This window comes from Nonomuraea composti, assembly GCF_012034275.1.
Taxonomy (GTDB): domain Bacteria; phylum Actinomycetota; class Actinomycetes; order Streptosporangiales; family Streptosporangiaceae; genus Nonomuraea; species Nonomuraea composti.
Genome location: NZ_JAATEP010000042.1, coordinates 1 through 23,793 on the forward strand (window position 1 = coordinate 1; position 23,793 = coordinate 23,793).

General features: G+C 74.2%; 19 protein-coding genes. 14 read left to right on the forward strand and 5 right to left on the reverse strand.

The genetic code is table 11. The features are described 5' to 3' along the window. Positions 1-230: 230 nt before the first annotated feature. Positions 231-1,550, reverse strand: a complete 1,320-nt coding sequence (locus HCN51_RS41180) for a serine hydrolase domain-containing protein (protein ID WP_168017461.1) — start codon at positions 1,548-1,550, stop codon at positions 231-233. Positions 1,551-1,719: 169 nt separating this feature from the next. Between HCN51_RS41180 and HCN51_RS41185 the strand changes: the two genes are divergently transcribed. The 5 genes from HCN51_RS41185 (at position 1,720) to HCN51_RS61750 (ending at position 9,220) form a co-directional block, all read left to right on the forward strand. Next, complete coding sequence (locus tag HCN51_RS41185) at positions 1,720-2,445, forward strand: class I SAM-dependent methyltransferase (protein ID WP_168017462.1); 726 nt, start codon at positions 1,720-1,722, stop codon at positions 2,443-2,445. A gap of 72 nt (positions 2,446-2,517) precedes the next feature. After that, positions 2,518-2,925 (forward strand): YbaB/EbfC family nucleoid-associated protein, encoded by a 408-nt coding sequence (locus HCN51_RS41190; RefSeq protein WP_168017463.1) that lies wholly within the window; start codon positions 2,518-2,520, stop codon positions 2,923-2,925. A 105-nt stretch (positions 2,926-3,030) separates the two neighbouring features. Beyond that, positions 3,031-5,199 (forward strand): hypothetical protein, encoded by a 2,169-nt coding sequence (locus HCN51_RS41195; protein ID WP_168017464.1) that lies wholly within the window; start codon positions 3,031-3,033, stop codon positions 5,197-5,199. Beyond that, complete coding sequence (locus tag HCN51_RS41200; protein WP_168017465.1) at positions 5,196-6,320, forward strand: DUF58 domain-containing protein; 1,125 nt, start codon at positions 5,196-5,198, stop codon at positions 6,318-6,320. The genes HCN51_RS41195 and HCN51_RS41200 overlap by 4 nt, the downstream gene beginning before the upstream one ends. Positions 6,321-6,784: 464 nt before the next feature. Beyond that, complete coding sequence (locus HCN51_RS61750; protein ID WP_168017466.1) at positions 6,785-9,220, forward strand: transglutaminaseTgpA domain-containing protein; 2,436 nt, start codon at positions 6,785-6,787, stop codon at positions 9,218-9,220. Between the two features lie 54 nt (positions 9,221-9,274). Here the strand turns inward: HCN51_RS61750 and HCN51_RS41210 are convergent, their stop codons facing one another. From HCN51_RS41210 to HCN51_RS41220, 3 genes are read right to left on the reverse strand one after another with little or no spacing between them, the layout of a single operon-like run. Continuing rightward, on the reverse strand, positions 9,275-11,167 hold the full coding sequence (locus HCN51_RS41210) for a serine/threonine protein kinase (protein WP_168017467.1): 1,893 nt from the start codon (positions 11,165-11,167) through the stop codon (positions 9,275-9,277). Then, complete coding sequence (locus HCN51_RS41215; protein ID WP_168017468.1) at positions 11,164-12,399, reverse strand: hypothetical protein; 1,236 nt, start codon at positions 12,397-12,399, stop codon at positions 11,164-11,166. Before HCN51_RS41215 ends, HCN51_RS41210 begins: the two co-directional genes overlap by 4 nt. After that, positions 12,399-13,007: a hypothetical protein gene (locus HCN51_RS41220; RefSeq protein ID WP_168017469.1), complete on the reverse strand. Its 609-nt coding sequence runs from the start codon at positions 13,005-13,007 to the stop codon at positions 12,399-12,401. Before HCN51_RS41220 ends, HCN51_RS41215 begins: the two co-directional genes overlap by 1 nt. A 130-nt stretch (positions 13,008-13,137) precedes the next feature. On the opposite strand from HCN51_RS41220, the gene mycP reads away from it, so the two are divergent. From mycP to HCN51_RS41260, 8 genes are all read left to right on the forward strand, one after another. Beyond that, positions 13,138-14,334 (forward strand): type VII secretion-associated serine protease mycosin, encoded by a 1,197-nt coding sequence (mycP, locus tag HCN51_RS41225; protein WP_168017470.1) that lies wholly within the window; start codon positions 13,138-13,140, stop codon positions 14,332-14,334. 75 nt (positions 14,335-14,409) lie between these two features. Further along, positions 14,410-14,736, forward strand: coding sequence for a WXG100 family type VII secretion target (locus HCN51_RS41230; protein ID WP_168017471.1), 327 nt, complete (start codon positions 14,410-14,412; stop codon positions 14,734-14,736). Between the two features lie 18 nt (positions 14,737-14,754). Next, the gene (locus HCN51_RS41235) at positions 14,755-15,054 is read left to right on the forward strand and encodes a WXG100 family type VII secretion target (RefSeq protein WP_168017472.1); all 300 of its coding nucleotides are present in this window, start codon (positions 14,755-14,757) and stop codon (positions 15,052-15,054) included. A gap of 6 nt (positions 15,055-15,060) precedes the next feature. Beyond that, a complete protein-coding gene (locus HCN51_RS41240) occupies positions 15,061-15,390 on the forward strand; it encodes a hypothetical protein (RefSeq protein ID WP_168017473.1) in 330 nt (109 codons plus the stop codon). Next, the gene (locus HCN51_RS41245; protein WP_168017474.1) at positions 15,390-16,679 is read left to right on the forward strand and encodes a WXG100 family type VII secretion target; all 1,290 of its coding nucleotides are present in this window, start codon (positions 15,390-15,392) and stop codon (positions 16,677-16,679) included. The genes HCN51_RS41240 and HCN51_RS41245 overlap by 1 nt, the downstream gene beginning before the upstream one ends. A gap of 4 nt (positions 16,680-16,683) precedes the next feature. After that, complete coding sequence (locus HCN51_RS41250) at positions 16,684-17,007, forward strand: hypothetical protein (protein ID WP_168017475.1); 324 nt, start codon at positions 16,684-16,686, stop codon at positions 17,005-17,007. Beyond that, on the forward strand, positions 17,004-17,840 hold the full coding sequence (locus tag HCN51_RS41255) for a hypothetical protein (protein ID WP_168017476.1): 837 nt from the start codon (positions 17,004-17,006) through the stop codon (positions 17,838-17,840). The genes HCN51_RS41250 and HCN51_RS41255 overlap by 4 nt, the downstream gene beginning before the upstream one ends. 5 nt (positions 17,841-17,845) lie before the next feature. Then, positions 17,846-18,265: a hypothetical protein gene (locus HCN51_RS41260; protein WP_168017477.1), complete on the forward strand. Its 420-nt coding sequence runs from the start codon at positions 17,846-17,848 to the stop codon at positions 18,263-18,265. Between the two features lie 6 nt (positions 18,266-18,271). On the opposite strand, the gene eccD is transcribed toward HCN51_RS41260, so the two are convergent. Continuing rightward, entirely contained in the window at positions 18,272-19,693 is a 1,422-nt protein-coding gene (gene eccD / locus HCN51_RS41265; protein WP_168017478.1) for a type VII secretion integral membrane protein EccD, read from the reverse strand. 104 nt (positions 19,694-19,797) lie between these two features. Between eccD and eccCa the strand changes: the two genes are divergently transcribed. Then, positions 19,798-23,763, forward strand: a complete 3,966-nt coding sequence (eccCa, locus tag HCN51_RS41270; RefSeq protein ID WP_346433980.1) for a type VII secretion protein EccCa — start codon at positions 19,798-19,800, stop codon at positions 23,761-23,763. Positions 23,764-23,793: the final 30 nt, after the last annotated feature.

The following is a 23,793-nucleotide window of genomic DNA, read 5'->3' on the forward strand; positions in this document are numbered from 1 at the left end:
AGTGGTCGTGGTGGCGGGCGTGGCGGCCTGGGCAGCGGCCGGGCTGAGCGCCAGGCCGGTGACGGCCATCGAGCCGGCCAGAGCGGCGATCGCGAGGGTCTTACGCATGATCGGGTTTCCTCCCCCATGTCGGTGCTGCCGGGGTTCGTTCCGGCAGCAGGGACATTACGGAGACCTCGAGCGATCATCTGTGCAGGAATCCACACACCGGAGGTGATCAGGGCCACACCTCAGCGCCGCACCGGCACCCGGTCCACGGCGAACGGGACGTACGGCGGCAGCGCCGCCCTGGCGTCGGCCGTCGCTGCGCCGCTCTCGCCGCAGGCCGCCAGCAGGAAGTACGCGCCGCCGGCGTAGTCGATCGGGTGCGGCACGATGGCGCCGTTCTCGTCGAGGGACTGGTACTTGGCGCGGTTGACGCCCATGGAGACCTGGCGGGTGCCGTCCTCGCTGGTCATCGAGTCGGTGCCCATGCCGAAGACGCTGCCGCTGTGCCCCCAGAACCGGCCGCAGGGCAGGTCGAAGGAGTAGAGGCCGAGGCCGTAGTTCAGCACGCCGCCCGCCAGCACCGGCACCGTCCTCTTCATCTCGGCCAGCTCGGCCGGGCCGATCAGCTCGCCGCGCAGCAGCGCCCGGTAGAAGCGGTTGAGGTCGTCCACCGTGGAGACGATCGAGCCCGCCGTCGTGATCCACGTCGGGCTGTAGACGCTGTAGTCGCGGGGCGGGTCGATGGAGCCGTACAACGACTCGTACGCCTTGGAGTGCGGGCCGGGGACGTGCGGCGTGCGCGGGAACGACGTGTGCCGCAGCCCCGCCCTGCGGATGACGTTGCGGGTGATGTACTCCTCCGCGTTCGTGCCCGTCACCCTCTCCAGGAGCAGGCCGGCGATCAGGTAGTTCGTGTTGGAGTAGACGCCCGGCGTGGCGCCCGGCTCACCCGTGGGGGCGGCGCCGAGGCCGAGCCGGACCAGCTCCTCGCGGGTGAAGACGCGGAAGCGGTTGTCGTCGATGCTCTGCGGCGACAGCTGCGCCAGCGACGGGAACGCCGGCAGCACGTGGTCGGCGATGTGGCTCGTGTGGTTGAGCAACATCCGTACGGTGATCTTCTGGCCGCGCTCGCCCGGCACCACGTCCGGCAGGTAGCGGCCGATCGGGGCGTCCAGCTCGACGGCGCCGCGGGCGACCTGCTGAAGCACGGCCACCGAGGTGAACGTCTTGGTGATGCTGCCGACCCGGTGCAGCATGCCGGGCTTGACGGGGCGGCCTGTGGCGACGTCCGCGACGCCGGAGGCGCCCTGCCAGCTCTGGGAGCCGGCGCGTACCTCGGAGTAGATGCCGTACATGCCGGCCTCGTGCACGGCGTCCAGCGCCTGCCGCAGGGCGCGCCGGTCGAGCCCGTCACCCGCGCCGGCCGCCCGGCCTCCTAAGGATGGGGTGCCGGCCTGCGCGGGCGACACGCCTCCGAGCAGGGGGGCGAGCAGGGCGGCGAGCGCCAGCGCGGCGAACGCGCGGCGGCGAGAGGCGCTCTTTTCGGACACTCGTCTCTTCATGCCGCCAGCATCCTCGGCCGGGGGCGCTCCGGGGCAGTCGCGGGTGTCACCCACTCCGCATGACAGGAGTCATCCGTGGTGCGGCCGGAAGGCGGCGAGGACGGGACGGACGGCGCCGACGGGTTTATTGCGATGCGGGCCACCGCCCCCGTCCTGAATGATCACTGGCATGGACTTCGAGCACCTGATCGCCGAGGCGTGGGCCACCCCGTTCGAGGGCTGGGACTTCTCCCACCTGCGCGGTCGCGTCACCTACGACGGCACGCTGCCCTGGGACTACGAGCGCCTGGCCCGCGAGCGCCTGCGCACCGCCGCCGCCCTCCTCGACCTGGGCACGGGCGGCGGCGAGCTGCTGTCGTCCCTGGCCCCGCTGCCCCCGCGCACGGCGGCCACCGAGGGCCACCCGCCGAACCTGCCGATCGCCCGCGCCCGCCTGGAGCCCCTGGGTGTCGAGGTCGCCGCCGACACGCGCGCCTTCCCCGGCGCCTCCTTCGACCTCGTCCTCAACCGCCACGCGTCCTACGACCCGGCCGAGCTGCGCCGCCTGCTCGCCCCAGGCGGCACGTACCTCACGCAGCAGGTGTCGGGCGGCGATCTGGAGGAGATCAACACCGCCCTCGGCGGCCCCCCGCACCCGCACCGCGACTGGGACCTCGCCCGCGCGACCGCCGACCTCGGCCTGGAGATCGTGTGGAGCGAGGAGGCGACCTACACCACCGTCTTCCACGACGTGGGCGCGCTCGTCCTGTTCCTGCGGGCCGTGGCGTGGCAGGTGCCGGGCTTCGAGCCGGCCACGTACGAGGACCGGCTGCGCGCGGTCCACGACGACCTGACCCGCGGCCGCCCCTTCAGGGCCACCGCCCGCCGCTTCGCCCTGCTGGCCGTCGCCCCATAGCCGCATGCTTCGAATTTTTCCGAAATGACAGCATCAACCCGTACGCTCCCGGCAACAGCGACAGGAGGTTCGGTGAGCGACTTCTACCCCGAGGACCTGGAACGGATCACGGCGCGGGCCGAGGAGATGCTGGTCCACGTCGAGCGGCTCAAGGGTGAGATCGACGTCGTCGTCGGCCGCGGCGAGGCCGCCGACGGGCAGGTGCGCGTGACGGCCGCCGCGTCCGGGCGGCTCATGGACGTCACGCTCGCGCCGCGCGCCCTGCGCCTGGACGCGCAGAAGCTGGCCGAGGCCGTGCTGCGGGCCGCCCAGGAGGCGCACGACGACGCCGCCCACCAGGTGGACGCCATCATGGCGGGCCCCGGCGCCCGGCAGGACGACCTCGACGACGAGCGGTTCGCCGGCCTGATGGAGGCGTTCGAGGCGTCCATGGACGAGCAGCTCCAGGCTCTCGAAGAGCGGCACCGGCACGCCCCCTGAGCCGGACATTTCGCGGTTTTTTGAAGAACGGCCTGGACCACCGCAGCGCGCCCTAATGTCGTCCGCGGACACGTATGCGCACGCATTTTCCGGGGATGTGAATCGGTGGCCCTTCGGTGGCGGAGCGCGGCGGCACGGCGGGCGGCGGGGATCGTCGCGGGGGTGCTGGTCGCCGCGCTGGTGGGAGTCGGGCTGTTCCTGGGCACGGGCGTCTCCAGCGCCCGCCCCAAGCTCTCCGACGTCGGCGCCTGGCTGGCCAGCGCCCTCAACGGCGAGGTCGTGCACGCCAACGGCCTGTCCGGCCAGGTGGACGCCCGGGTGGACCTGGCCTCCGCCGGCGGGCAGGAGCTCAAGGTCGTCCAGGACGGCGACACCGTGCTGGTCATGGACGAGTCCACCGGCAAGGTCAGCCGCATCGACCCCACCCAGCTGGAGGTCGCCCAGACGGGCTCGCTCGGCGCCGGCGGCATGCAGATCGTGATGGGGGCCGGCAAGGCGTACGGGATCGACCCGCGCGCCGGCACCGTGCAGCAGCTCGACCCGCTCACCGTGGACACCATCGGCGCGCCGATCGCGCTGAAGCCACCGCTCGGCGCCCCCGGCATCGACAAGAACGGCACGCTGTGGGTGCCGGTGCCCGAGGAGGGTACGCTCGTCCAGGTCAACGGCGCCCAGCAGGGCAAGGCCGTCACGGTCGGCGAGCCGGGCGACCCGCTCACGCTGACGATGGCGAGCGGCGTCCCCCTCGTCACCAACTCCGCCGCCGCCTCCGCCCTCGTCATCGGCTCCACCGGCACCCGCCTCCAGGTCAGCCTGCCGAGCACGGTGACGGACGCCGGCCGCGCCGGCCTGCTCGTCCCCGCCGTCGCCGAGAGCCAGGTGGTGCCGATGCTGGCGCCCAAGCAGCACGCGCTCGTCCTCGTCGACACCGGCACCGGCGCGCTGACCACCGTGTCGGTGAAGGGCGGCAAGCTCGGCGCGCCGCAGGCGCTCGGGCGGCGCGTCTACATCGCCGACGAGAGCACGGGCAAGCTCATCGTGTACGACACGGTGGCCAAGCAGTTCGAGGCCGACAAGGTCGTCACCGGCAAGGCCGGGCCGCTGGAGGTGTTCGTCAAGGACGGGCTGCTCTGGGTCAACGACCAGTTCAGCGAGACCGCCCTGGTCATCGAGCAGGACGGCAGGGGGCACCGGGTCGGCAAGTACGACGAGGCGGTGGGCCAGAAGGACTCGCCGACGCCGCTGCCGATCCCGACCTACACGCCGACCGTGGTGCAGCCGACGATCGTGCCGACCAAGGGCAGGCAGCCCACGGGGACGCCGACGTCCGTACCGACGCGGACCAGGACCCCGAGGCCGACGGTGACCGTCACCGCCACCCCCACGCCCACCCCCACACCGACACCGACGCCCACGCGCTCGGAAACCCCCACCCCCACCCCGACGCCTCCGAAACCCGAGCCGCCCGCGTCCGTCACCGCCAAGTCCGGACCCGGCTACATGGAGATCGTCTTCACCCCGTCGGGGCAGAGCGAGGGCGTCACCGGCTACACGCTCAAGGGCGCGCCGGGCGGGGCCGACGTCACCCCGTCCCGCGTCGACCGCGACGGCCCCTACCAGTTCAAGGTCACCGGCGGGAGCTGCGGGCAGGAGTACACGTTCCAGGTCGCCGCCCAGTACGACGGCGGCGAGGTGCCCTCCGCCTCCACCATCCCCGTCCGCCCCTGCGTCGCCCCCGGCCGGCCCGCGAGCTTCACCGCCAAGGGCAAGAACCACGGCGCCGACCTGACCTGGTCCGCCCCGGACAACGCCCAGAACGGCGTCACGTACCTCCTCGAAGGCCCCGGCACCCACCCGGCCCAGCCGGACGGCACCAGCGCCGAGGTGACCGGGCTCAAGAACGGCCAGTCGTACACGTGGACGCTGCGCGCCAAGAACGAGGCCGGCGAGAGCCAGGACCGCGCCGAGGCCACCGCCGACCTGCGCCCGCCGCCCGCCCAGTTCCAGAACGCCAACAACAACGACACCAACACCATCATCCGCCCGGGCCCCGGCCCCGGCGGGGAGGCGGGCAAGATCCCGCAGGGCCAGTACATCACCGTGACCGTGCTCTGCCAGCAGAAGGGCGCCGCCTACACCGACACCTACAACGGCCAGAGCAGCGACGTGTGGAACAAGGTCGAGACCCAGTACGGCAACGGCTGGATCAACGACGTCATGATGGCCACCCCGAAGGGGGGCTTCCCGGCGGCCCCGCTCTGGGAGTGCGAATGATCACCAGGTCCGGGTGGGGGCTCGCGGTCGCCTCGGTGCTCGTCTACGCCGCCGGCGCGCCGTTCGGATACACCCAGTCGGCGGTCCTCGCCGCCGCCGGGCTCGCCGCCGTCGGCGCCGGCGCGCTGTGGACGCTGCGCGGCGCCCGACTGGAGGTGCGGCGCGAGGTCACGCCCATGAAGGTGACCCGCGGCGAGCCCGCCGTGGCCATTCTCCACGTACGCAACACCGGCCGGTGGCGGCACTCCGGCCTCGTCGCCCGCGACACCTGCCGCGACACCACCGTCACCGTCGACGTGCCCGCGCTCGCCCGGCACACCGCGCGCACCGTCTCCTACCGGCTGCCCACCCGCCGCCGCGGCCCCACCCCCGTGGGGCCGCTGCTGCTCGACCGCGCCGACCCGTTCGGGCTCGCCCGGCGCTCCCTCGCCTACGGCCGCACCGACCTCCTCCTCGTACGGCCCCGCACCGTCCCCCTCACCCCGCTCCACTCCGGCCGCCGCCGCCACCTCGACGGCCTCGCCTCCCGCTCCGCGCCCGCCGGGGCCAGCAGCTTCAACGGGCTGCGCGAATACGTCATCGGCGACGAACTCCGGCACGTGCACTGGCGTTCGACCGCGCGGACCGGCGTCCTCATGGTGAAGGAGCTCACCGACGTCAACCTCCCCGACACCGTCACCGTCCTCGACACCCGGCCGTCGTCCTACGAAGGGGACGACGAGTTCGAGCTCGCCGTGGACGTCGTGGCCTCCGCCGCCTGCGCCGTCACCCGCGACCGCTTCCCCGTGCGGGTCCTCACCGGGGAGGGCGAGATCGCCCACGCCACCGGAGGCCCAGGAGAGGACGAGGACGTCCTCGACCGGCTCGCCACCGTGGACCGCTCCGCCACCGCCGAACCACCCCTGCACGCGTTGCGCCGGGTGCGCGGCGGTGGGGCGCTCGTGCTCGTCAGCGGCTCCTTCACGGCCCTGGCCGACGCGGCCGCGGTGCGGCGACGCTTCGACCAGGTGGTGTTCGTACGGGTGGGGGACGCGGGGGAGGGGCCGGTGCCGCGGGCGGCGGGGGTGACGGTGGTCGAGGTGGGAGATCTGGCCGACCTGGCGGCATCATGGCCACACTGACCCCACCCCCCGCCGGCCCGCAGCCTGTCGGCCCGCCCTCTTCGGGTGCGCCCTCCGCCGCCTCCCCCGCCGGCCCGCACCTTGCCGGCCCGCACCCTGCCGGGCCGCCCATCGGCGGTCCGTCGGGCGGTGCCGCGTCGCTGGGCGGCTCGCCGCTCGCCGGAGCACGGCACGCCGGCTCAGGCCCCTTCAGCTTCGCCTCCGACGGCTCGCCGCTCACCGGCCCGCCCAACGCGCACTCGGCCGCCGCCGGCTCGGCGCCAGCGGCAGCGCCGGGTGCGGGCTCCTTCGCCGGAACGGTTCGGGGCGCGGCCGGGGAGGCGGCGTCCGGAGGCGTCGCACCCCATGGCGCCACGTCCGGGGGCGTCGCGTCCAGCAGCGCCGCGTCTCAAGGCGCCGCGTCCCCAAGCGGCGGGTCCGGGCGTGGCGGGCCGAGGGAGCGGTCGGGGGGCGAGGTGCCGTCCGTGCTTCCGGTCGAGTCGCCCGTGCGGCGGTTGGTGGCCGTTGGGGTCGTGGTGTTGCTGGGGGCGGCGGCCGGGCTCGCGTTCGACGGGGTGTTCGCCCTGGAGGCGCTGTGGCCGGTCGTGGCGGTGGCCGCCGGAGGGCCCGGGGTGGTGGCGTTGCTGCTCGCCGGGAGGGTGCCGCTCTGGGGAGTGATCCCCGTCAGTGTGCTGGCGTGGTTGACGGCGGTGTCGGCGACGCTGTTCAGGGCGGAGGCGTGGCTGGGGTTCGTGCCGAGCCCGGCCGCCGTGCGGGCCGCGCTGGTCGGCGTGCGGGACGCGGGCGGGCAGCTGCTGACCACGATCCTGCCCGCCGCCCCGGACAGCACGGCCGTCGTGCTGGTCAGCTTCCTGGTCTGGGCCGCCACCACGGCAGGGGCGGAGCTGGCGCTCCGGTCGAGGGCCGTCCTGCTGCCCGCGCTCGCCGCGCTGCCCGTGCTGGCCGTCGCGATCGTGTTCGGCGTCGCTGGGGCGGGCAGCGCGGTGCCGTACGCGGCGGTGTTCGCCGGGCTGGTGCTGCTGCTGGCGCTGGTGAGGTCGGGCCGGTCGCTCGGATCGCTCGCGGCCGGGGTGCCGATGCTCGGCGTGCTGGTGCTCGTGGGTGTGCTCGCAGGGCCGGTGCTGCCCGTGGCCGGGCGTCCGTACGATGTGCGCGAGCTGGTGGAGCAGCCGCCGCCACGCCCGATGAGCGGCGTGAGCGCGCTCGACCAGGTGTCGGCCTGGCTGCAGAACCCGCAACGCGAGCTGTTCACGGTCAGCACCACGTCGGAGGCGAACCTGCGGCTGGCCGTCCTCGACACGTTCGACGGGGTGAGCTGGACGTCGAGCGCCGGATTCGTGCCTACGGGCGGCCGGGTGCCTGAAGCGGCGGGGGAGCGTGACACCCCCGGACAGCAGGACACGGCACAGAGAGGCGCCGATGAGCGGCGGGACATCGTCGAGCAGCGGTTCACCCTGCAGAAGCTGCCCGGGCCGTGGCTGCCCGCCGCCGACCGGCCGGTGCGGGCGACCGGGCCCGGACTCGTCGTCGATCCGGCCACGGGCGCGCTGGCCGGCACGCGGGCGCGCGAAGGGATGACGTACCAGGTGACGTCGGGGATCCGCCGGTACACGGCCGAGGAGCTGCGCGACGCGACCCCCGCCGCCGACCCCGCCGCGCTGCGGCTGCCCGACGGGCCCGACGGGCGTACGCCGCCGCAGCGTGCCCGCCTGCGCGACCTCGCCCGCCGCGCCACGGCCGGGGCGCGCAACCCGGCGCAGCAGGCCGCCCGGCTGGCCGCGTACCTGCGCAAGCTCGCCGTGAACGACGTCAACGCGCCGCCCGGGCACGGGTACCGCAGCATCGAGTTCTTCCTGACGGAGTCGAAGCGGGGAACGACCGAGCAGTTCGCGGCGTCGTTCGCGCTGCTGGCCCGCTCGATCGGCCTGCCGACCCGCATCGTCGTCGGCTTCCGCCCCGGCGGCCCGGTCGCCGCCGCACCCAAGGGACCGACCGGGGCTGCGATCAGCGGCGCGACCATCGGGGCGGCCGACGGGCCCGCCGACGGTCCGGCCGGTGGTGCGGCTGGCGGTGCCGGCGGTGGTGCGGCTGGTGGCGCCGCTGGTGATGATGCCGGTGGTCCGGCTGGCGCTGCCGCTGGTGGTGCGGCCGGCGCTCCGGCTGGCGGTGCTGCTGGCGCGGTGGCCGATGGGGCTGCCGGTGCTGGGGCCGACGGTGGGGTGCGGCAGGTGCGGGGTGGGGATGTGCTGGCGTGGGCTGAGGTCGCGTTCGACGGGATCGGGTGGGTGCCGTTCTATCCGACGCCGTCCCGTACGCGGGCCGGTGAGGGTGGTGACGTGGCCGAGGGGGCACCCAAGCAGGCCAGGGAGATCGAGCAGGCGATCAACAGCGACTCCTCCGAGCCCAAGCCCGCCAAGACGCCCACCGGCCGGTCCACCCCGACCCCTCAGCCGCGGCCCGGCTCCGGGGGGTCGATGTTTCTCTGGCTGGTCGTGCCCGCTGCTCTGGTGGTGTTCTACCTGGTCGCGGTCGGAGTGGTGCCGGCGGTCAGGCGGGTGCGGGCGCGGCGGGCCGCGTCGCCCGGCGCGCGCGTGGCCGGGGCGTGGCGGCAGACCGTGGCGCGGCTGCGCGGGGCGGGGGTTCCGGTGTCGTCCGGGGCGTTGACCGCGCGGGAGGTGGCGTCCCGGGCGGAGGCGGAGCTGGGGCCCGAGGCGCGGGAGCCGCTGACGCTGCTCGCCGACCTCGCGAACCTCACCACGTTCGGCGCCGCACCCGTCGACCAGGCGGATGCGGACCTCGCCTGGCGGCAGCACGCCGCCGTGGACGCGCTGGTCAGGCGGCGGGTGCCGGTGGCGCGCCGGCTGGTACGGAGGTTGTCGCCGCTGTCCCTGCTCCGGTGAGCAGCCCTGCTCCGGTGGCTCCGGTAGCCAGCCTGGCTCCGGCGGCTCCGGTGACTAGCCCTGCTCCGGTGGCGCGGTCGGCGGGGTGGCCAGGGGGAGCACGATCGGGGGCTGCACCTCGTCGTCCTGGCCCGTCTCCGCCGCTCCCCTGATGCACAGGGCGGACGACCACGCCACCGAGGACGGCTGGCCCAGGGTGACCACGGTGCCGACCTTGAAGCAGTAGCCGCTGGCCGCGTCCAGGCCGCCGACCGTGTAGGTGGTGCTGCCGCTCGGCGCCGTCATCAGGCGGTCGCCGGGGGACTGCTGGATGATCGTGGGGTAGTCGTTCTTGCGGACGGCCTTCCAGGACAGCGTCACCGTGGCCCCGTTGTCGGACACCAGCTTGAGACTTTTCGGGCGGTACGCGGCCACCGTCGCCGGGTTCGTGGCGCGGAGGGTGGCGGTCGGTGGGGAGGTCGCGGAGCCGGGTGACGTAGTGACGCCCGAGGACGCGGTGGGGTCAGCGGATGCGGTGGGGGCGACGGATGGCTGCGGGTTCTGATCGGCCGCGGTCGGTGCACCGGTCGGCGTGTCGGCCTGGTCACCCGTCGTGTCGGCCGCGCCGTCGCCGGTCCGGTGGCCGGTCCCGTCGGTCGCACCGTCGCCGCCCTGGTCGCCGGTCGTATTGGCCGCGCCGTCGCCGGGCTGGGTGTCGGCGGCCTGGTTCTGGGCGGTGGTCGTGGTGTTGACGGCGCCGCGCATCGCCAGGGCCACGCTGCCCACGCCCACGAGCACGGCCAGCGCCGACACGCCTGCCACGAGCAGTGGCACCTTGCTGCCCTTCTTGGCGGCCTGCTGCGGTGCCGCGGGGTGAGGGGCGGCCTCGGGGGCGGGCGGGAGGAACGGGCGGGGGCCCGCCGGGGGCCTGACCTGGGATCGGTCCGGGTCCACGGTCCACACCAGCTCACGCGCCCCGGACCCCTCCTGTGGTGCGGGCCCAGCGGCGGGAAGCCGCGGCTCGGGCCCAGCGGTCGCGAGCTGTGGTGCGGGTCTGCCGGTCGGAGGCAGGGGTGTTGAGGGGTGGCTGATGTCGGTGGGTGGGAGGTGGGCGGCGGTCGTTCCGGCTGGGGAGAGGCGGGGGCCGCTCACGTCCGGGCCGCGCGTGGACGTGCGGGCGGCGGCGGCCAGCTCGTCGGCGGTGGGGCGGGCGGCCGGGTTCTTGGACATGGCCTTGGACAGGACGCGGGCCAGGTCCGGTGGCACCGAGGAGGGGAGCGGCGGCGGGGTCTCGGTCAGGACCCCGAGCACGAACCGGGCCGTGCTGCCCGGCCCGTCCAGGGGGAACGCGGGTCGTCCCGCGAGCAGTTCGTACGCCATCGACCCCAGCGCGTACACGTCCGAGGCCGGCACCGGCGGGTGTCCCTCCAGCTCCTCGGGGGAGGCGTGCACCGAGGGCGGTGTCCCGTCGGGCAGCTCGACGATGGACATCAGCGCCGACATGGCGAACCCGGTCAGCACCACTCCGCCGGCCGTCATGACGACGTTCTCGGGCTTGACGCGCCCGTGCGCCCCGCCCACCGCGTGCGTGGCCGCGACGACCCGCGCCACCGCCCGCAGCAGCCCGGTCGCCTGCTCCAGAGGCATGGGCCGGCCGCGTCCCGGGCGTTCGGCCAGGGTGAGGCCCTCGTGCGGCGGTGTCACCAGGTACGGGCGCCCGTCCCCGGTCGCGCCCACCTCCAGCACCGGGATCACGCCCGGGTGCGCGGCCAGTTCCTCGGGGAAGGCGAGGCCGCGCATGATCCGCTTGAGGGCGCGCTTGTCCACGCGGCGGCACGTGAGGGTCTTGAGCAGCACCTCCCCGCCGCCGGCGGACGTGCGGCGGGCGCGGTGCACGGCCCAGGGGCCGTCCTGGCCGATCTGTTCCAGCAGCTCGTAGCCGCGGACCCGCTCGGTGGTCACGGTCATGCGATCACGGACTCGCCGCCCAGGTCATCGCTCGCGAACGCGTCGTACTCGACCAGTGGCAGCTTGACCCGCTCCCGCTCGCGCTCCTGCCCGGCGGCCCCGGTGCCCGGCGGGTACATGCCGCCCATCGGCATGCCGTTCGGCCCCATGGCTCCGGCGTTCCCCGGGCCGGGGGTGTTGCCGGTGAACGGGGCGGCCTGCGCGCTGCCGGGCGAGATGCCGGGGCCGCCGGTCACGGGGTGGGCGGGCACGGTCGTGGGCGGGAGGGTGGCCTGGGGGAGGCCGGACAGGTTCGTGGTGGGGATCTGCGGAGTGTTGAGGGAGGGGTTCTGCAGGGACGGGGTGCTCGGGGGGTTCTGCAGGGAGGGGGCCGAGAGCGAAGGGTCCTGGAGGGAGGGGTCCCGAAGGGAGGGGTCCTGGAGGGAGGGGTTCTGCAGGGACGGATCCTGGAGGTTCGGAACGTCCGGATCGGAAGGAGTGGAGGGGGTGGAAGGGGTCGAAGGGATGGAGGGGTCGAGGCCGGTCGGGCCGCCGAGGTCCGGCGTTCCGCCGTACGGGGAGCCCAGGCCGGAGCCCGCGTACGGGTCGCCGACCAGACCGCCGGGCCCGCCCGTGAGCCCGCCCGGCAGGCCGGGCCCCTGCGGCAGCGACACGTCGGTCAGACCGCCTCGCGGCGCCACGGCCCGCTGCTCCAAGTAACGGGGGATGGCGTCGTACACGTTCACGATGAACCGGTTGAGCTGCTGCAGGTGGTGGCGGGCGAGGGCGTGGGCGTTGGTGTCGGTGTTCCTGACGTTGTCGCCGACCCAGTCGTCCAGGTCGCTGAGGCCGAGGAAGGTGACCTCGCCCGTCCTGGGTACGTTGTGGTGGAACCAGGGCAGGACCTGATCCCCGTACCAGACCAGCGGCCCGCTGACCGACTTGGCGGCGAAGGCGATGCGGGCGAGGTCGCGTTGCAGCTCGCCGATCTTCTCGAAGATCTGCTGGAGGTACTCGCCGCCGAGCGTCTCCGCGATGCGGCCCGCCTCCCGGTGCAGGGCGTCCACCGACACCTCGCACAGCCGCGCGATCTCGCCGTACTGCCGGCCCGCCGCGACGATCTCGTCGGGCTTGGTGCTCTGGATGAGGGCGGAGACGCCGTCGCTGGTCTCCGGGTCGCCGTCCAGGACCTGGGTGCCGTCGATCTGCGGGGTCTTCTGCTCCTTGAGCGGTTCCTGCCAGTAGCCCGTCATCAGGTCCTCTTGATGCCGTTCGCGGCGGTCCGGTCGGCTGACTTCGCGGTTTCCACGGTGGCGGCGAGGGCTTCCACGATGTCGGCGTATACGCTGTAGACGCGCTCGATGGCCAGGCCCAGCGTGGTCTGCGTCCGTTCGGTGGTGGCCAGCAGTTCCTGGGCGGCCTGCCACTTGCCGAGGTGGTCCTCGGTGAGGCGGGCGTGCTGGAGGTGGACCTTGAGGCTCGGCCCGCCCTCGCCCTGCAGTCGCTGGAGGTCCCGGCGCAGCTGCTCCACGGGGGAGGAGGGCAGTGGCCTGCCGCTCGCGTCCTCGTACTCGGCCAGTTTGACGAAGAACGTCTTCTGCGCTTTGCCCGGGTCCACCTGGTACTTGGCGAGTGCGTCGTCCTGCTGCGTCGGGGCTGAGAGGGGGGCGGGGTAGGAACCGTTGCGGTGATCGTGGACGTGCTGGGCGTACGCGTCCTCGACAGTGGGGTCTTTGGGTTTCTCTTTGGGAACGTCGCGGACATACGTGATCACCGTCTCCCGGTACTCCTCAGAGTATCCGAGCCCGGGCCTCGGCTTGCCGCTGGCGTCGCCGCCCTCGGCTGTAGGAATCCCCGTCATGCTCACTCTCCGCGTCCCCGTCGACGGATATGCCGACACTTGCCTACCTGCCGCCATGCCGGCTACGGCCTCATTTCAAGATATTTGTAAGAAAGCCGAACGAATCGGAATGGTCGGCAGACTTCATGCCGTGCACTTCTCCTGGTATGGCGCCGCGGCTGTCCTGCTGGCCTTGACGCCCACCCCGGCCCCGCCCACCACCCCGCTCACCACTCTGGCCCCTACTCCCGCCCGTACGGTGACATGCGACCCCGAGCCCGGTGTCGCCGAGGTCACCGGCACGCCGTGGCCGCAGGAGCGGCTGCGCTTCCAGCAGGTGTGGCGGCTGACCAAGGGCGAGGGCGTGACGGTCGCCGTCGTGGACAGCGGCGTGGACGCCACCCACCCGCAGCTCGCCGGGGCCGTCGCGCGGCAGGTGGACCTCACGGGCACGGACCTGCGCGACTGCGTGGGCCACGGCACGGCGGTGGCCGGCATCATCGCCGGGCGCGACCTCACCTCGCGCGGCGTGCCCGTGCTGGGCGTCGCCCCGGCGGCGGAGATCGTCTCGATCAAGCAGACCGAGGGCACGTCCGGCGACGTGACACGGCTGGCCGAGGGCATCAGGCGGGCCGCCGACCTCGGCGCGGACGTGATCAACGTGTCGGTGCAGGCGCACGACGCGCCCGTGCTGAAGGCGGCGGTGACGTACGCGCAGGGCAAGGACGCCGTCATCGTCGCCGCGGCCGGCAACGTCAAGCAGGACGACGGCGCCGTGACGCCCGCCTACCCGGCCGAGTACCCCGGCGTGATCGCCGTCGGCGCCGCCTCGCCGGACGGCAAGAAGTCGGAGTTCTCCAACGCCGCGACCCGCATCTCGGTGACCGCGCCCGGCGCGGGCGTGACGAGCGCCTGGACGGGCGGCGGCTACCGTACGGGGCTGGACGGCACGAGCTTCGCCACCCCCTTCGTGTCGGGCGTGGCCGCCCTGGTCAGGGCCAGGCACCCGGAGCTGGACCACTGGCAGGTCAAGCGCAGGCTGGAGCGGACCGCCGAGGGCGGCGGCGCGGCGGGCACGGGAGCCGGGCTGGTCAACCCGTTGCAGGCCGTCACGTCGGTGCTCCCGGCCGCGCAGGAGAGCCACGCCGCCGGGGAGGGCGGGGCCGTCGTGCTGGCCCGCGCGCCGGCCCAGGACGAGCGCGGGCGCGCCATCGCCGTCGCGATCACCGCCGGCGCGGCCGGGGTCACCGCGCTGGTGGTGTTCCTGGCGCTGATGCTGCCCAGAGCCAGGCGGCGAGGATGGCGGGCCGGGACGGACCCGACATTTACAGGAAAGTTGAAATCGTAGATCCGGCCCCCGCGGCCCGTTTACGTTGATCCGGCAATTCACGAACCCGGGTTCACGAGATCCGAGAGGTGCACCGTGGCATTCCAACCGACCACCTACGCCGAGGGCAGCCAGCACAGCGCCGCCGAACGGGCACAGCTCGCGGTCGGCAACATCGAGCAGATCCGCAACCGGCTCCAGCAGATCCCGGAGACGCTCGGCGCGTCCTGGCAGGGCGACGCCGCCCGCGTCTACACGCAGGTGCTCACCGAGTGGACCCCGCAGTTCACGAAGGTCATCCAGGCGCTCAACACGATCGCGGAGAACCTGAAGGCGACCGGCATCCAGTACACCGAGGCGAACACGCAGGCGAACGACGTCGCCGCGGCACTCAGGTCCGCGCTCGACGGCACCGCCCGCTGAGCCGGAGGGGAGATCAGAATGAGCGGCAACCCGGACATCATCCTCGCCAACTTCGACGAGATGGAGGAGATCGCGGCCGAGCTCGGCCGCGCGTACGCCAACCTCGTCGGCGAGCTGACCGACCTCGAGACCGACCTGAAGGTCCTGGAGACCTGGGCGGGCTCCGCCAAGGACGTCTACCTCGACGCCAAGCGCCAGTGGAACGAGGCCGTCGTCACCATGGGCGACACCATGCAGCGCTTCGGGCCCGCGCTGCACGACGCGACCGAGATCATGCGGGACGCGGAGAACGCCAACGTCCGCCGCTGGGGCACCTGACCCGACGTGAACGAGCCGCTGATCGACCCGGACGCCGCCGAGGACCAGGCGCGGTGCAGGCCGGAGGCGCTGCACGACGTGGCGGGCAAGCTCTCCAGGGACCTGCTGCCGCAGCTCGAAGCGCTGCGCTACCAGGTGACCGACCTGCCCCAGGGTGCCGCGGGCACGTGGGACATCGCGCAGGGGTACGCCGACACCGTGGGCCGGGCCCGGCAGGCCACGGGGGAGTCGGTGGGGTTCGTGGCGGAGCAGGTCCAGCGCGTCATCGACGACCTGGTCGCCACCGCCGACACCGTACGGGACGCCGACCGGCGCGCCGTGCCACGGAGCGAGTAGTGCCCGAGCCGACCCCCATCAAGAACGGCTGCCTGCAAGGCGGCAACCCCACCCTGTACGGCGGCCGCGACGCCATCAAGGCGCTGGTCATGGGCACCAGGCCGGAGGAGTTCGGCCACGTCGCGGACGGGTACCTGGCCACCTCCCGGCTCCTCACCACGGCGATCACCACGCTGGGCGACGCCGCGGCCCGCCTCGTGGCCGACGGGAACTGGGGCGGGGAGTCCGCCAAGGCCATGCTCACCCGCATGAACCGGCTCCAGACGTACCTGATGGCGCTGCGCGACGCCGTGGACCGCGTCCCGCCCTCGCTGCAGACCGTCAGCCAGGCGCTGACCTCCGCCAAGGAGCGGTTCGAGCAGGAGACCGCGCCTCACAACTACTACGCGATGGGGTCGGGATCGCCCGACAACGGCGACGGGAGGGCCAAGGAGTTCATGACCCGGCTCAACGGCGCGTTCCACAACGCGCACACGGCGCTGCCGGACCGGCTGCCGTGGGACGCCCAGCTCGCCTCGCCCGCCCCGTACCTGCCGCCCGCCGAGCGGCCGGTGACGCCGGTGAGCGGGGGCGATCTGCCGTACGAGGACACGGTGCCGGTACGGTCGGCGACCCAGCTCGCGCAGCACTCCGGCGGCCAGGCGACCACCGCGCCGCAGCCCTACCAGCCGGCCGGATACCAGGCGACCCCTGGGGCGCAGCCACCCGGTGGCAACCTGGCGGCCTCCGCGCAGCCGCCGACCGTGCCGGCGCCGGTGGGAGCCGGGCAGCTCAGCGGCCTCACCCCGGGCCAGGGCCAGGCCGGCGCCACGCCGGGCAGCGTTCCCGGCAACATGCCAGGGGGCGCCACGGCGGGCGGCGTTCCTGGTACTGCGGCGGGCGTTGCGGGCCCCTACGCGGGAGCCGGGCAGCCGGCCACCGCACGCCCGTCCCTCACCCCGGCCACTCCCTCGGCCCGGCCCGGCCTGAAGAGCCCGGCAGGCGAGCCGGCCCAGGGCCCGGTCGTCAGCCCCTTCCGCGACCCGTCCACCGCCAGCGCCGCCCAGGGCGCCGGCCCGTCCGTGCGGCCCGGCAGCGTCCCGGTCGTGGACGGCTCCTGGCCCGCCACCCGCCCGCCCGCGACCGGCGCCGAGCCCGCCGCGCCCGGCACGGCGGGAGCGCCGTTCCTGCCGTTCGGCGGCGCCGCACCCCAGGAGGGCAGGCCCGCCGGCCGCGCCACGCCCGCGCGGAGCGCCGACGACGACTTCTTCCGCCCGGTGATCGAGGCTGGCCCGCCGGTGGTGGGGTGACGGCATGACCTCCCGGGACGCCGTCGCGGCACAGATCGAGTCGATCCGCACGCTGGGCCGCTCGATGGCCGACCGGCCCATGAGCGAGCTGGAGACCATGCTGCGGGGCATCTCGCAGGTGGAGCTCTCCTCCGGCGCGTACGGCGCGTTCGGCCTGCTCGGCACCTCGCTCGGGGACGCGTTCGACGAGGTGAAGCGGGCCGCGCAGCGGTACCTGCTGGCCAAGCGCGACGAGGTGTCGGACATCCACGACAAGGCGTTCGACTCGGCCAACGCCTATCTGGACGCCGACCAGCGGGGCGCCGTGAACGTGACGAGGCCGCGATGATGGAGCAGCCGTACTCCGTCATCGAGGGCTCCGCGATGGCCGCCGCCGGCGCGATGATGCTCGGCCTGGGCCGGGCCCGCTACGCGACGCTGATCCTGCCCCTCCTGTACGGCGACACGGCGCAGCAGCGGGCGGCGGCGCAGGCGTACCAGGCGCTGGCCACGGCCCTGCGCGAGCATCCGGAGCTGGTGGAGGCCGCGAAGCGGGACGTCGAGTGGACCTCGCTCAGCGCCGATCTGGCCACGCGGGAGGTGACCGCGTACGCCGACGACGCCGAGAACAAGGCCGCCTCGCCGCAGGCGTCGGCCGACATCCTGAACCTGACGGCCGACGTGTACGACGTGCTCGGCAAGGCCGCCTTCCTGGCCGGGGCGAGCATCCTGACGGCGGGGGTGATGTACCGGGTGGCGCAGTTCAACCCGTACACGAAGGTCGCCGCGGAGGTGGCGGCGACGGGGTTCGGCCGCCGCGCCGACCAGCAGGCCGGGCAGATCGCGGCCAGGGCCAGGGCGTGGATCGCGAGCAACTCCGGGCTGCTGTCCCGGGTGGTGCAGCGGCTGGCGAGCATGTCGGCGGGCGGCAAGGTCGCGCTGGGCGGCGCGGCGGTGGTGGCCGGCGGGATGACGGCGCAGACGGCGGTCGCGGACCGGTTCAGAAGCACGGCCCTGGACGCCTCCACGGGCACGGGCCAGGCCACTGTGTCGCAGTCACCATTCGACGCGGCCGCGACGCCGAGCGGGTCACAGTCGCCACTCGGCCCGGCAGCGACGCCGAGCCGGTCGCAGTCACCGTTCGACGCGGCCGCCGGCCGCGCCACGGGAACGGAGGTGTGAAGGCGATGTTGGACGACAGCGCCATCGACAAGCTGATCGCCGAGGCCCAGCGACCGGACGAGCAGGGCCTGGACGAGCTCTACCGGCAAATCATGGCCGTCAAGGGCGTCGCGCAGGACCCGGACAGGCTGGTCCGGGTCGAGTGCGGGGCCCAGGGCGTCACGGCTCTGGACATCGACCCGCGCGCGCTGCGCTGGGGCTCGCAGCGCCTGTCGCAGACGATCCTGCTGCTGCTCGCCGAGTCCCTGGCCGACATGCAGGCCAGGTCGGCGGAGCTGCTGCGCGACGTGCTCGGGGACGGCCCGCTCGACCTGGCCGCCGAGAACAACCCGGCCGACGTGCGCCTGCGTGCCGCGCGGGAGGCGTACGAGGAGGCCATGGACCGCGCGACGGCCGAGCTGGCCAGGATCGAGCGCACCCTCTAGCTCCCTCTAGCTCACCAGCCCGCGAATCGTCTCGTACAGGTCCATCACGGCCAGCGCGAGCGGGATCAGCGCGATCATCAGCAGGATGTCGAGGATGTCGCCGGCCCGGCCCCAGAAGGGGGACGGGCGGGCGGTGGCCAGCCACAGCGCCGTCCCGGCCACGGCGAGGGCGAGCACGACGAGCCCGGGCACGATCAGGTAGAGCACGGTGGGGTCCGCCGCCGTGATGACCGCGCCGGCGGCGGGCAGGGCGACGCCGAGCAGCGTCGCGGACAGCAGCCAGGCCCGCTGCCCCCGCCCCTCGAACACCCGGGCCCGCATGAGCAGCGACAGCGTCAGCGCGCCGCTCATCGCCAGCGCCGCCCAGGTGCCCTCCATCAGGAGCAGCGCCTGGGCGGCGAGCACGATCAGCGCGACCGCGCCGAGCAGCCCGGTGCAGAAGCGGTCGGCCACCACGGTCCGGTCGAGGACGAGCTCGCCGTCCAGCTCGCCGCCCTCGCGGCGCAGCTCCTCGGCCGTGGTGGGCAGCGCGGGCAGCGGCATGCCCGCCAGCCGTACCGACAGCGCGGGGATGGCGGTGGTCAGCCCCACGGCGAGGGCCGCCAGCACCGACGCCACGCCTGCCGCGTGCAGGTCGTACGCCATGACCAGCCCGGACGCCACCAGCCCGGCGAGCGCGGCGACGGCCACGCCGAGGAAGGCGGGCAGCCCGCCGGCCACCGCGAACCCGGTGGCCGTGGCGAGCATCAGCAGCACGCCGCAGCCCGCCAGCAGGTTGTCCGGTTCGAGGAGCGCCGTGCCGGAGGCGGGCCCTGTCAGGCCGGCGAGGAAGCCGTAGGGCAGCGCGGCGTACCCGATGGCCGCACCGGAGGCGGCGTCGCCGAGCGCCCGTGACAGGGCCACGGCGACCAGCAGCAGCACGAGGGCGACGGCTCCGGCGACGAGCGCGACGGGGGTCCAGGGCGGCCCGGCGGCGGGCCCGGCGGCGGACCAGGCGGCGGGCCCGGCGGCGGGCAGGGCGGCGGCGCCCAGCACGAGCAGGGCGGCGGCGGCCCGCAGGCCGTAGGTCCTGGTGGTGGCGGGCTGCCAGCGGCCGGTGCGCTCCAGCACGCCGGTGGCCACCGCGTCGGCGACGTCGTCGAAGACGACCTCGGGCAGCTCGTGGCCGCGCGGGCGCAGGTGCAGCAGCTCGCCGTCGTGCACGGCCAGCTCCGACAGCGTCGCGTCGGGGGCGAACGGCGGCCCGCCCAGCCGCTGGAGCACCCAGCCGCCGTGGGCCAGGCCCGCCTCGGCCAGGCTCTCGCCCGCGATGCGCAGCAGCGTCGGCAGGAGGTTGCCCAGCGGGATGTCCGGCGGCAGGCCCAGGTCCAGGAAGCCGCGCGGGGTCACGACGGTGACCCGGCACAGGTCGGTTCCGGTGGCGCTCACAACGGACGAGTGTATGGATCGGATCTCGAGTGTGGCGGGCGAAAAGCGTCTAGGAAATTTGAAATATCGGATATATCCCTACGTCAGCGACTTCCATGGGGGTCGTGAGCCTGATCGTGGTGGGCAGGCCGGAGCGGCGCAGGCCGCCCGAGCCTCCCGGGGGTGAGGTGCTGCTGGAGTCCCCGCCGGAGATCCCGGAGACCGTGACGGGCGGCGGGCTGACCCAGCTCCTGACGTACCTGCCGATGATCGCCGGGGCGGGCGCGATGGCGCTGATGTTCACCGGCGGCTCCACCGGCAACCCGATCATGCTGGTCTCCAGCGGCCTGTTCGCGATCTCGATGGTCGGCATGAGCGTGGGCCAGATGATGCGCAACGCCGGCGAGCGCAAGAACGAGCTCAACGGCCGGCGCCGCGACTACTACCGCTACCTGGAGCAGGTCAGGAAGCGGGTCCGGCAGGCCGCCGCGCAGCAGCACCGCGCCATGACGTGGAGCCACCCCGACCCGACCGCCCTGTGGTCGCTGGTGATGACCACCCGGCTGTGGGAGCGGCGGCCACGCGACGACGACTTCGCGCAGGTCAGGATCGCCACGTCGGCGCAGCGGCTGGCGCTGCCGATGATCCCGCCCGAGACCAGGCCGGTCGAGGACCTGGACCCGATGACGGCGGGGGCGCTGCGCCGGTTCGTGCGCACGCACGCGACCGTTCCCGGGCTGCCCGTCGCGCTGGCGCTGCACTCGTTCGCGCGGATCGTGCTCACCGGCGACCCGGCGGCGGCGCGCGATCTCGTGCGGGCGGCGCTGGCCCAGGCGGCGGCGCTGCACTCGCCGGAGGACCTGCGGATCTCGGTGTGCGCCGGGGGCGAGCGCGCCGCCGAGTGGGAGCCGGTGAAGTGGCTGCCGCACGCCCTGCACCCCGAGGAGGAGGACGGGGCCGGGCCGGTGCGGCTGATCGTGGGGGACCTGGGCGAGCTGGACGAGCTGCTGGGGTTCGAGCTGAAGGACCGGCCCCGGTTCAGCAAGGGGCTGTCGGACGTGGTGCCGTACCACGTGGTGGTCGTGGACGGCGGGACCGTGCCGGCGGGCAGCCAGCTCGGGCTCGACGTCATCGAGGGCGTGACCGTGATCGACCTGAGCGGCTCGACTCCGCAGGCGCCGGCGCAGCTCACCCTGCGGCTGGAGGTGACGCCCGGCGAGCTGGTCCGGGTCGCGCAGGACGAGCTGGGCAAGGAGGTCAGGACCGTACTGGGGCGTCCTGACCGGATGGCGCCGGCCGCGTTCGCCGCGCTGGCCAGGCAGCTCGCACCCCTGCGGCCCCTGACCGCGGCGGGCGGCGCGGAGTCGCAGGACGTGTTCGCCACCAACACCACGCTCACGGACCTGCTCAGGCTCGGCGACCCGCGGCAGCTCTCGCCCCGGCTCACCTGGCAGCCCCGCCCGGTCAGGAACCGGCTGCGGGTGCCGATCGGGCTCGGCGCCGACGGGCGGCCGGTCGAGCTGGACATCAAGGAGGCGGCCCAGGGCGGCATGGGCCCGCACGGGCTGGTGGTGGGCGCGACCGGCTCCGGCAAGTCGGAGCTGCTGCGCACGCTGGTGCTGGCACTGGCGATCACGCACTCCTCCGAGGTGCTGAACTTCGTGCTGGTCGACTTCAAGGGCGGTGCCACGTTCCTCGGGCTCGACGCGCTGCCGCACGTCTCCGCGGTGATCACCAACCTGGAGGACGAGCTGCCGCTGGTCGACCGCATGCACGACGCGCTGCACGGCGAGCTGGTACGCCGCCAGGAGCTGCTGCGCGCGGCCGGGAACTACGCCTCGCTGCGCGACTACGAGCAGGCCCGCGAGCAGGGCGCCGCGCTGGAGCCGCTGCCGACGCTGTTCATCGTGCTGGACGAGTTCAGCGAGCTGCTGTCGGCCAAACCGGAGTTCATCGAGCTGTTCGTGATGATCGGGCGGCTCGGCCGCTCGCTGGGAGTGCACCTGCTGCTGGCCTCGCAGCGGCTGGAGGCGGGGCGGCTGCGCGGCCTCGACACGCACCTGTCGTACCGGATCGGGCTGCGCACGTTCTCGGCCGCCGAGAGCCGGGCGGTGCTGGGCGTCGCGGACGCGTACGCGCTGCCGCCCGAGCCGGGCAACGCGTACCTGATGTTCGAGACGACCGGCATGACCCGGTTCAAGGCCGCCTACGTCTCCGGCCCGTACCGGCCGAGGCAGCAGCAGCACACGCCCGCCGCCCCCAAGAGCCACCGCGGCAAGATCGTCTGGTACGGCGCGGAACGGGTGCCCGCGCCGCCCGCCGTCGAGGCGCCCCCGGTGCAGGACGACCCGGGCAGGCAGGACACGCTGCTCGACATCGTGGTGGAGCGGCTGGCCGGGCAGGGCCCCGAGGCGCACCGCATCTGGCTGCCGCCGCTGAAGGAGCCCGCCTCGCTCGACCGGCTCCTGCCGCGCATCGAGGCCACGCCCGCGCACGGGCTCACCGCCGCCGGCACCGCCCAGGAGCGGCCGGGACGGTTGCACGCCGTCGCCGGGATCGTGGACAGCCCGTTCGACCAGCGGCGGGACCCGTACTGGCTGGACCTGTCGGGTGCGGCGGGCAACGTCGCGATCGTCGGCGCGCCGCAGACGGGCAAGAGCACGCTGCTGCGCACGCTGATCGCCTCGCTCGCGCTCACCCACACCCCGAAGGAGGTGCAGTTCTACTGCCTGGACTTCGGCGGCGGCACGCTGTCGGCGCTGTCCGGGCTGCCGCACGTCGGTGGTGTGGCCGCCCGGCTCGACGCCGACGCGGTGCGCAGGACCGTGGCCGAGGTGCGGGGCGTGCTGGAGCGGCGCGAGCGGTTGTTCGTGGAGCGCGGCATCGACTCCATGGCCACCTACCGGCGGATGGTCGCCTCGGGTGCCTACGAGGGCGACGGCTGGGGTGACGTGTTCCTGGTGGTGGACGGCTGGTCGGTGCTGCGCCAGGAGTACGAGCAGCTCGAAGGCGACCTCGGCGACCTGGTGACGCGCGGGCTCGGGTTCGGCGTGCACGTCGTCGGCACCGCCAACCGGTGGATGGAGTTCCGCACCGGCGTGCGCGACCTGCTCGGCACCCGGCTGGAGCTGCGGCTCGGCGACGCGTTCGACTCCGAGATCGACCGCAGGGCCGCCGCGAACGTGCCCGAGCGCGCCCCCGGGCGCGGCCTGACCCGCGAGTCGCTGCACTTCCTGGCCGCGCTGCCGCGCATCGACGGCCGCTCCACCGTGGACGACCTGGCCGACGGCGTCGCGGCCCTGGTCGAGGCCGCGCGGGCGGCCTGGCACGACCATCCGGCCCCGCCGGTGCGGCTGCTGCCCGCGCTGCTGCCCGCCCACACGCTGCCCGCGCCGCCGCCCGGCGGCACGCGCGTGCCGATCGGCATCGACGAGGCCGCGCTCGCGCCCGTCCTGCTGGACTTCGACGCCGACCCGCACTTCGTGGTGTTCGGCGACACCGAGAGCGGCAAAAGCAACCTGCTGAAGGTCATCGCCCGGGGCATCGCGGACGGTCGCACGCCCGCGCAGGCCCGCTTCGTGGTCGTCGACTACCGGCGCTCGCTGCTCGACGCCACCGACACCCCGCACCGCATCGGCTACGCCGCCTCCAGCACCGCCGCCACCACCCTGCTCAAGGGGGTGCACGAGGTCATGCAGGAGCGGCTGCCGCCCCCCGACCTGACCTCCGAACAGCTCAGGACGCGCAGCTGGTGGACCGGCCAGGACCTGTACGTGATCGTGGACGACTACGACCTCGTCGCCACCTCCGCCAACCCGCTCGCCGTGCTCGGCGACCTGCTGCCCCAGGCCCGCGACATCGGGCTGCACCTGGTGCTGGCCCGCGCCATGGGCGGCGCCGGGCGCAGCATGATGGACCCGGTGGTGCGGCGGCTGAAGGAGATGAGCACGCCCGCGCTGCTGCTGTCGGGGCCCAGGGACGAGGGGCAGCTCTTCGGCAACGTGCGGCCCCGGCAGCTGCCTCCGGGGCGGGGCATCCACGTGGACCGGCGGTCCGGCGAGAAGCTCGTCCAGACCGCCTTCGCCGGTTGACCGCCCTTCGCCGGCCGACCGGGTTCGCCG

Bases quoted from the DNA above. Each gene is read 5' to 3' on its own strand.
- HCN51_RS41180 (WP_168017461.1), bottom strand. From the start codon at position 1,550: ATGAAGAGACGAGTGTCCGAAAAGAGCGCCTCTCGCCGCCGCGCGTTC.
- HCN51_RS41185 (WP_168017462.1), top strand. From the start codon at position 1,720: ATGGACTTCGAGCACCTGATCGCCGAGGCGTGGGCCACCCCGTTCGAG.
- HCN51_RS41200 (WP_168017465.1), top strand. From the start codon at position 5,196: ATGATCACCAGGTCCGGGTGGGGGCTCGCGGTCGCCTCGGTGCTCGTC.
- HCN51_RS41210 (WP_168017467.1), bottom strand. From the start codon at position 11,167: ATGACCGTGACCACCGAGCGGGTCCGCGGCTACGAGCTGCTGGAACAG.
- HCN51_RS41215 (WP_168017468.1), bottom strand. From the start codon at position 12,399: ATGACGGGCTACTGGCAGGAACCGCTCAAGGAGCAGAAGACCCCGCAG.
- HCN51_RS41220 (WP_168017469.1), bottom strand. From the start codon at position 13,007: ATGACGGGGATTCCTACAGCCGAGGGCGGCGACGCCAGCGGCAAGCCG.
- HCN51_RS41235 (WP_168017472.1), top strand. From the start codon at position 14,755: ATGAGCGGCAACCCGGACATCATCCTCGCCAACTTCGACGAGATGGAG.
- HCN51_RS41250 (WP_168017475.1), top strand. From the start codon at position 16,684: ATGACCTCCCGGGACGCCGTCGCGGCACAGATCGAGTCGATCCGCACG.
- HCN51_RS41255 (WP_168017476.1), top strand. From the start codon at position 17,004: ATGATGGAGCAGCCGTACTCCGTCATCGAGGGCTCCGCGATGGCCGCC.
- HCN51_RS41260 (WP_168017477.1), top strand. From the start codon at position 17,846: ATGTTGGACGACAGCGCCATCGACAAGCTGATCGCCGAGGCCCAGCGA.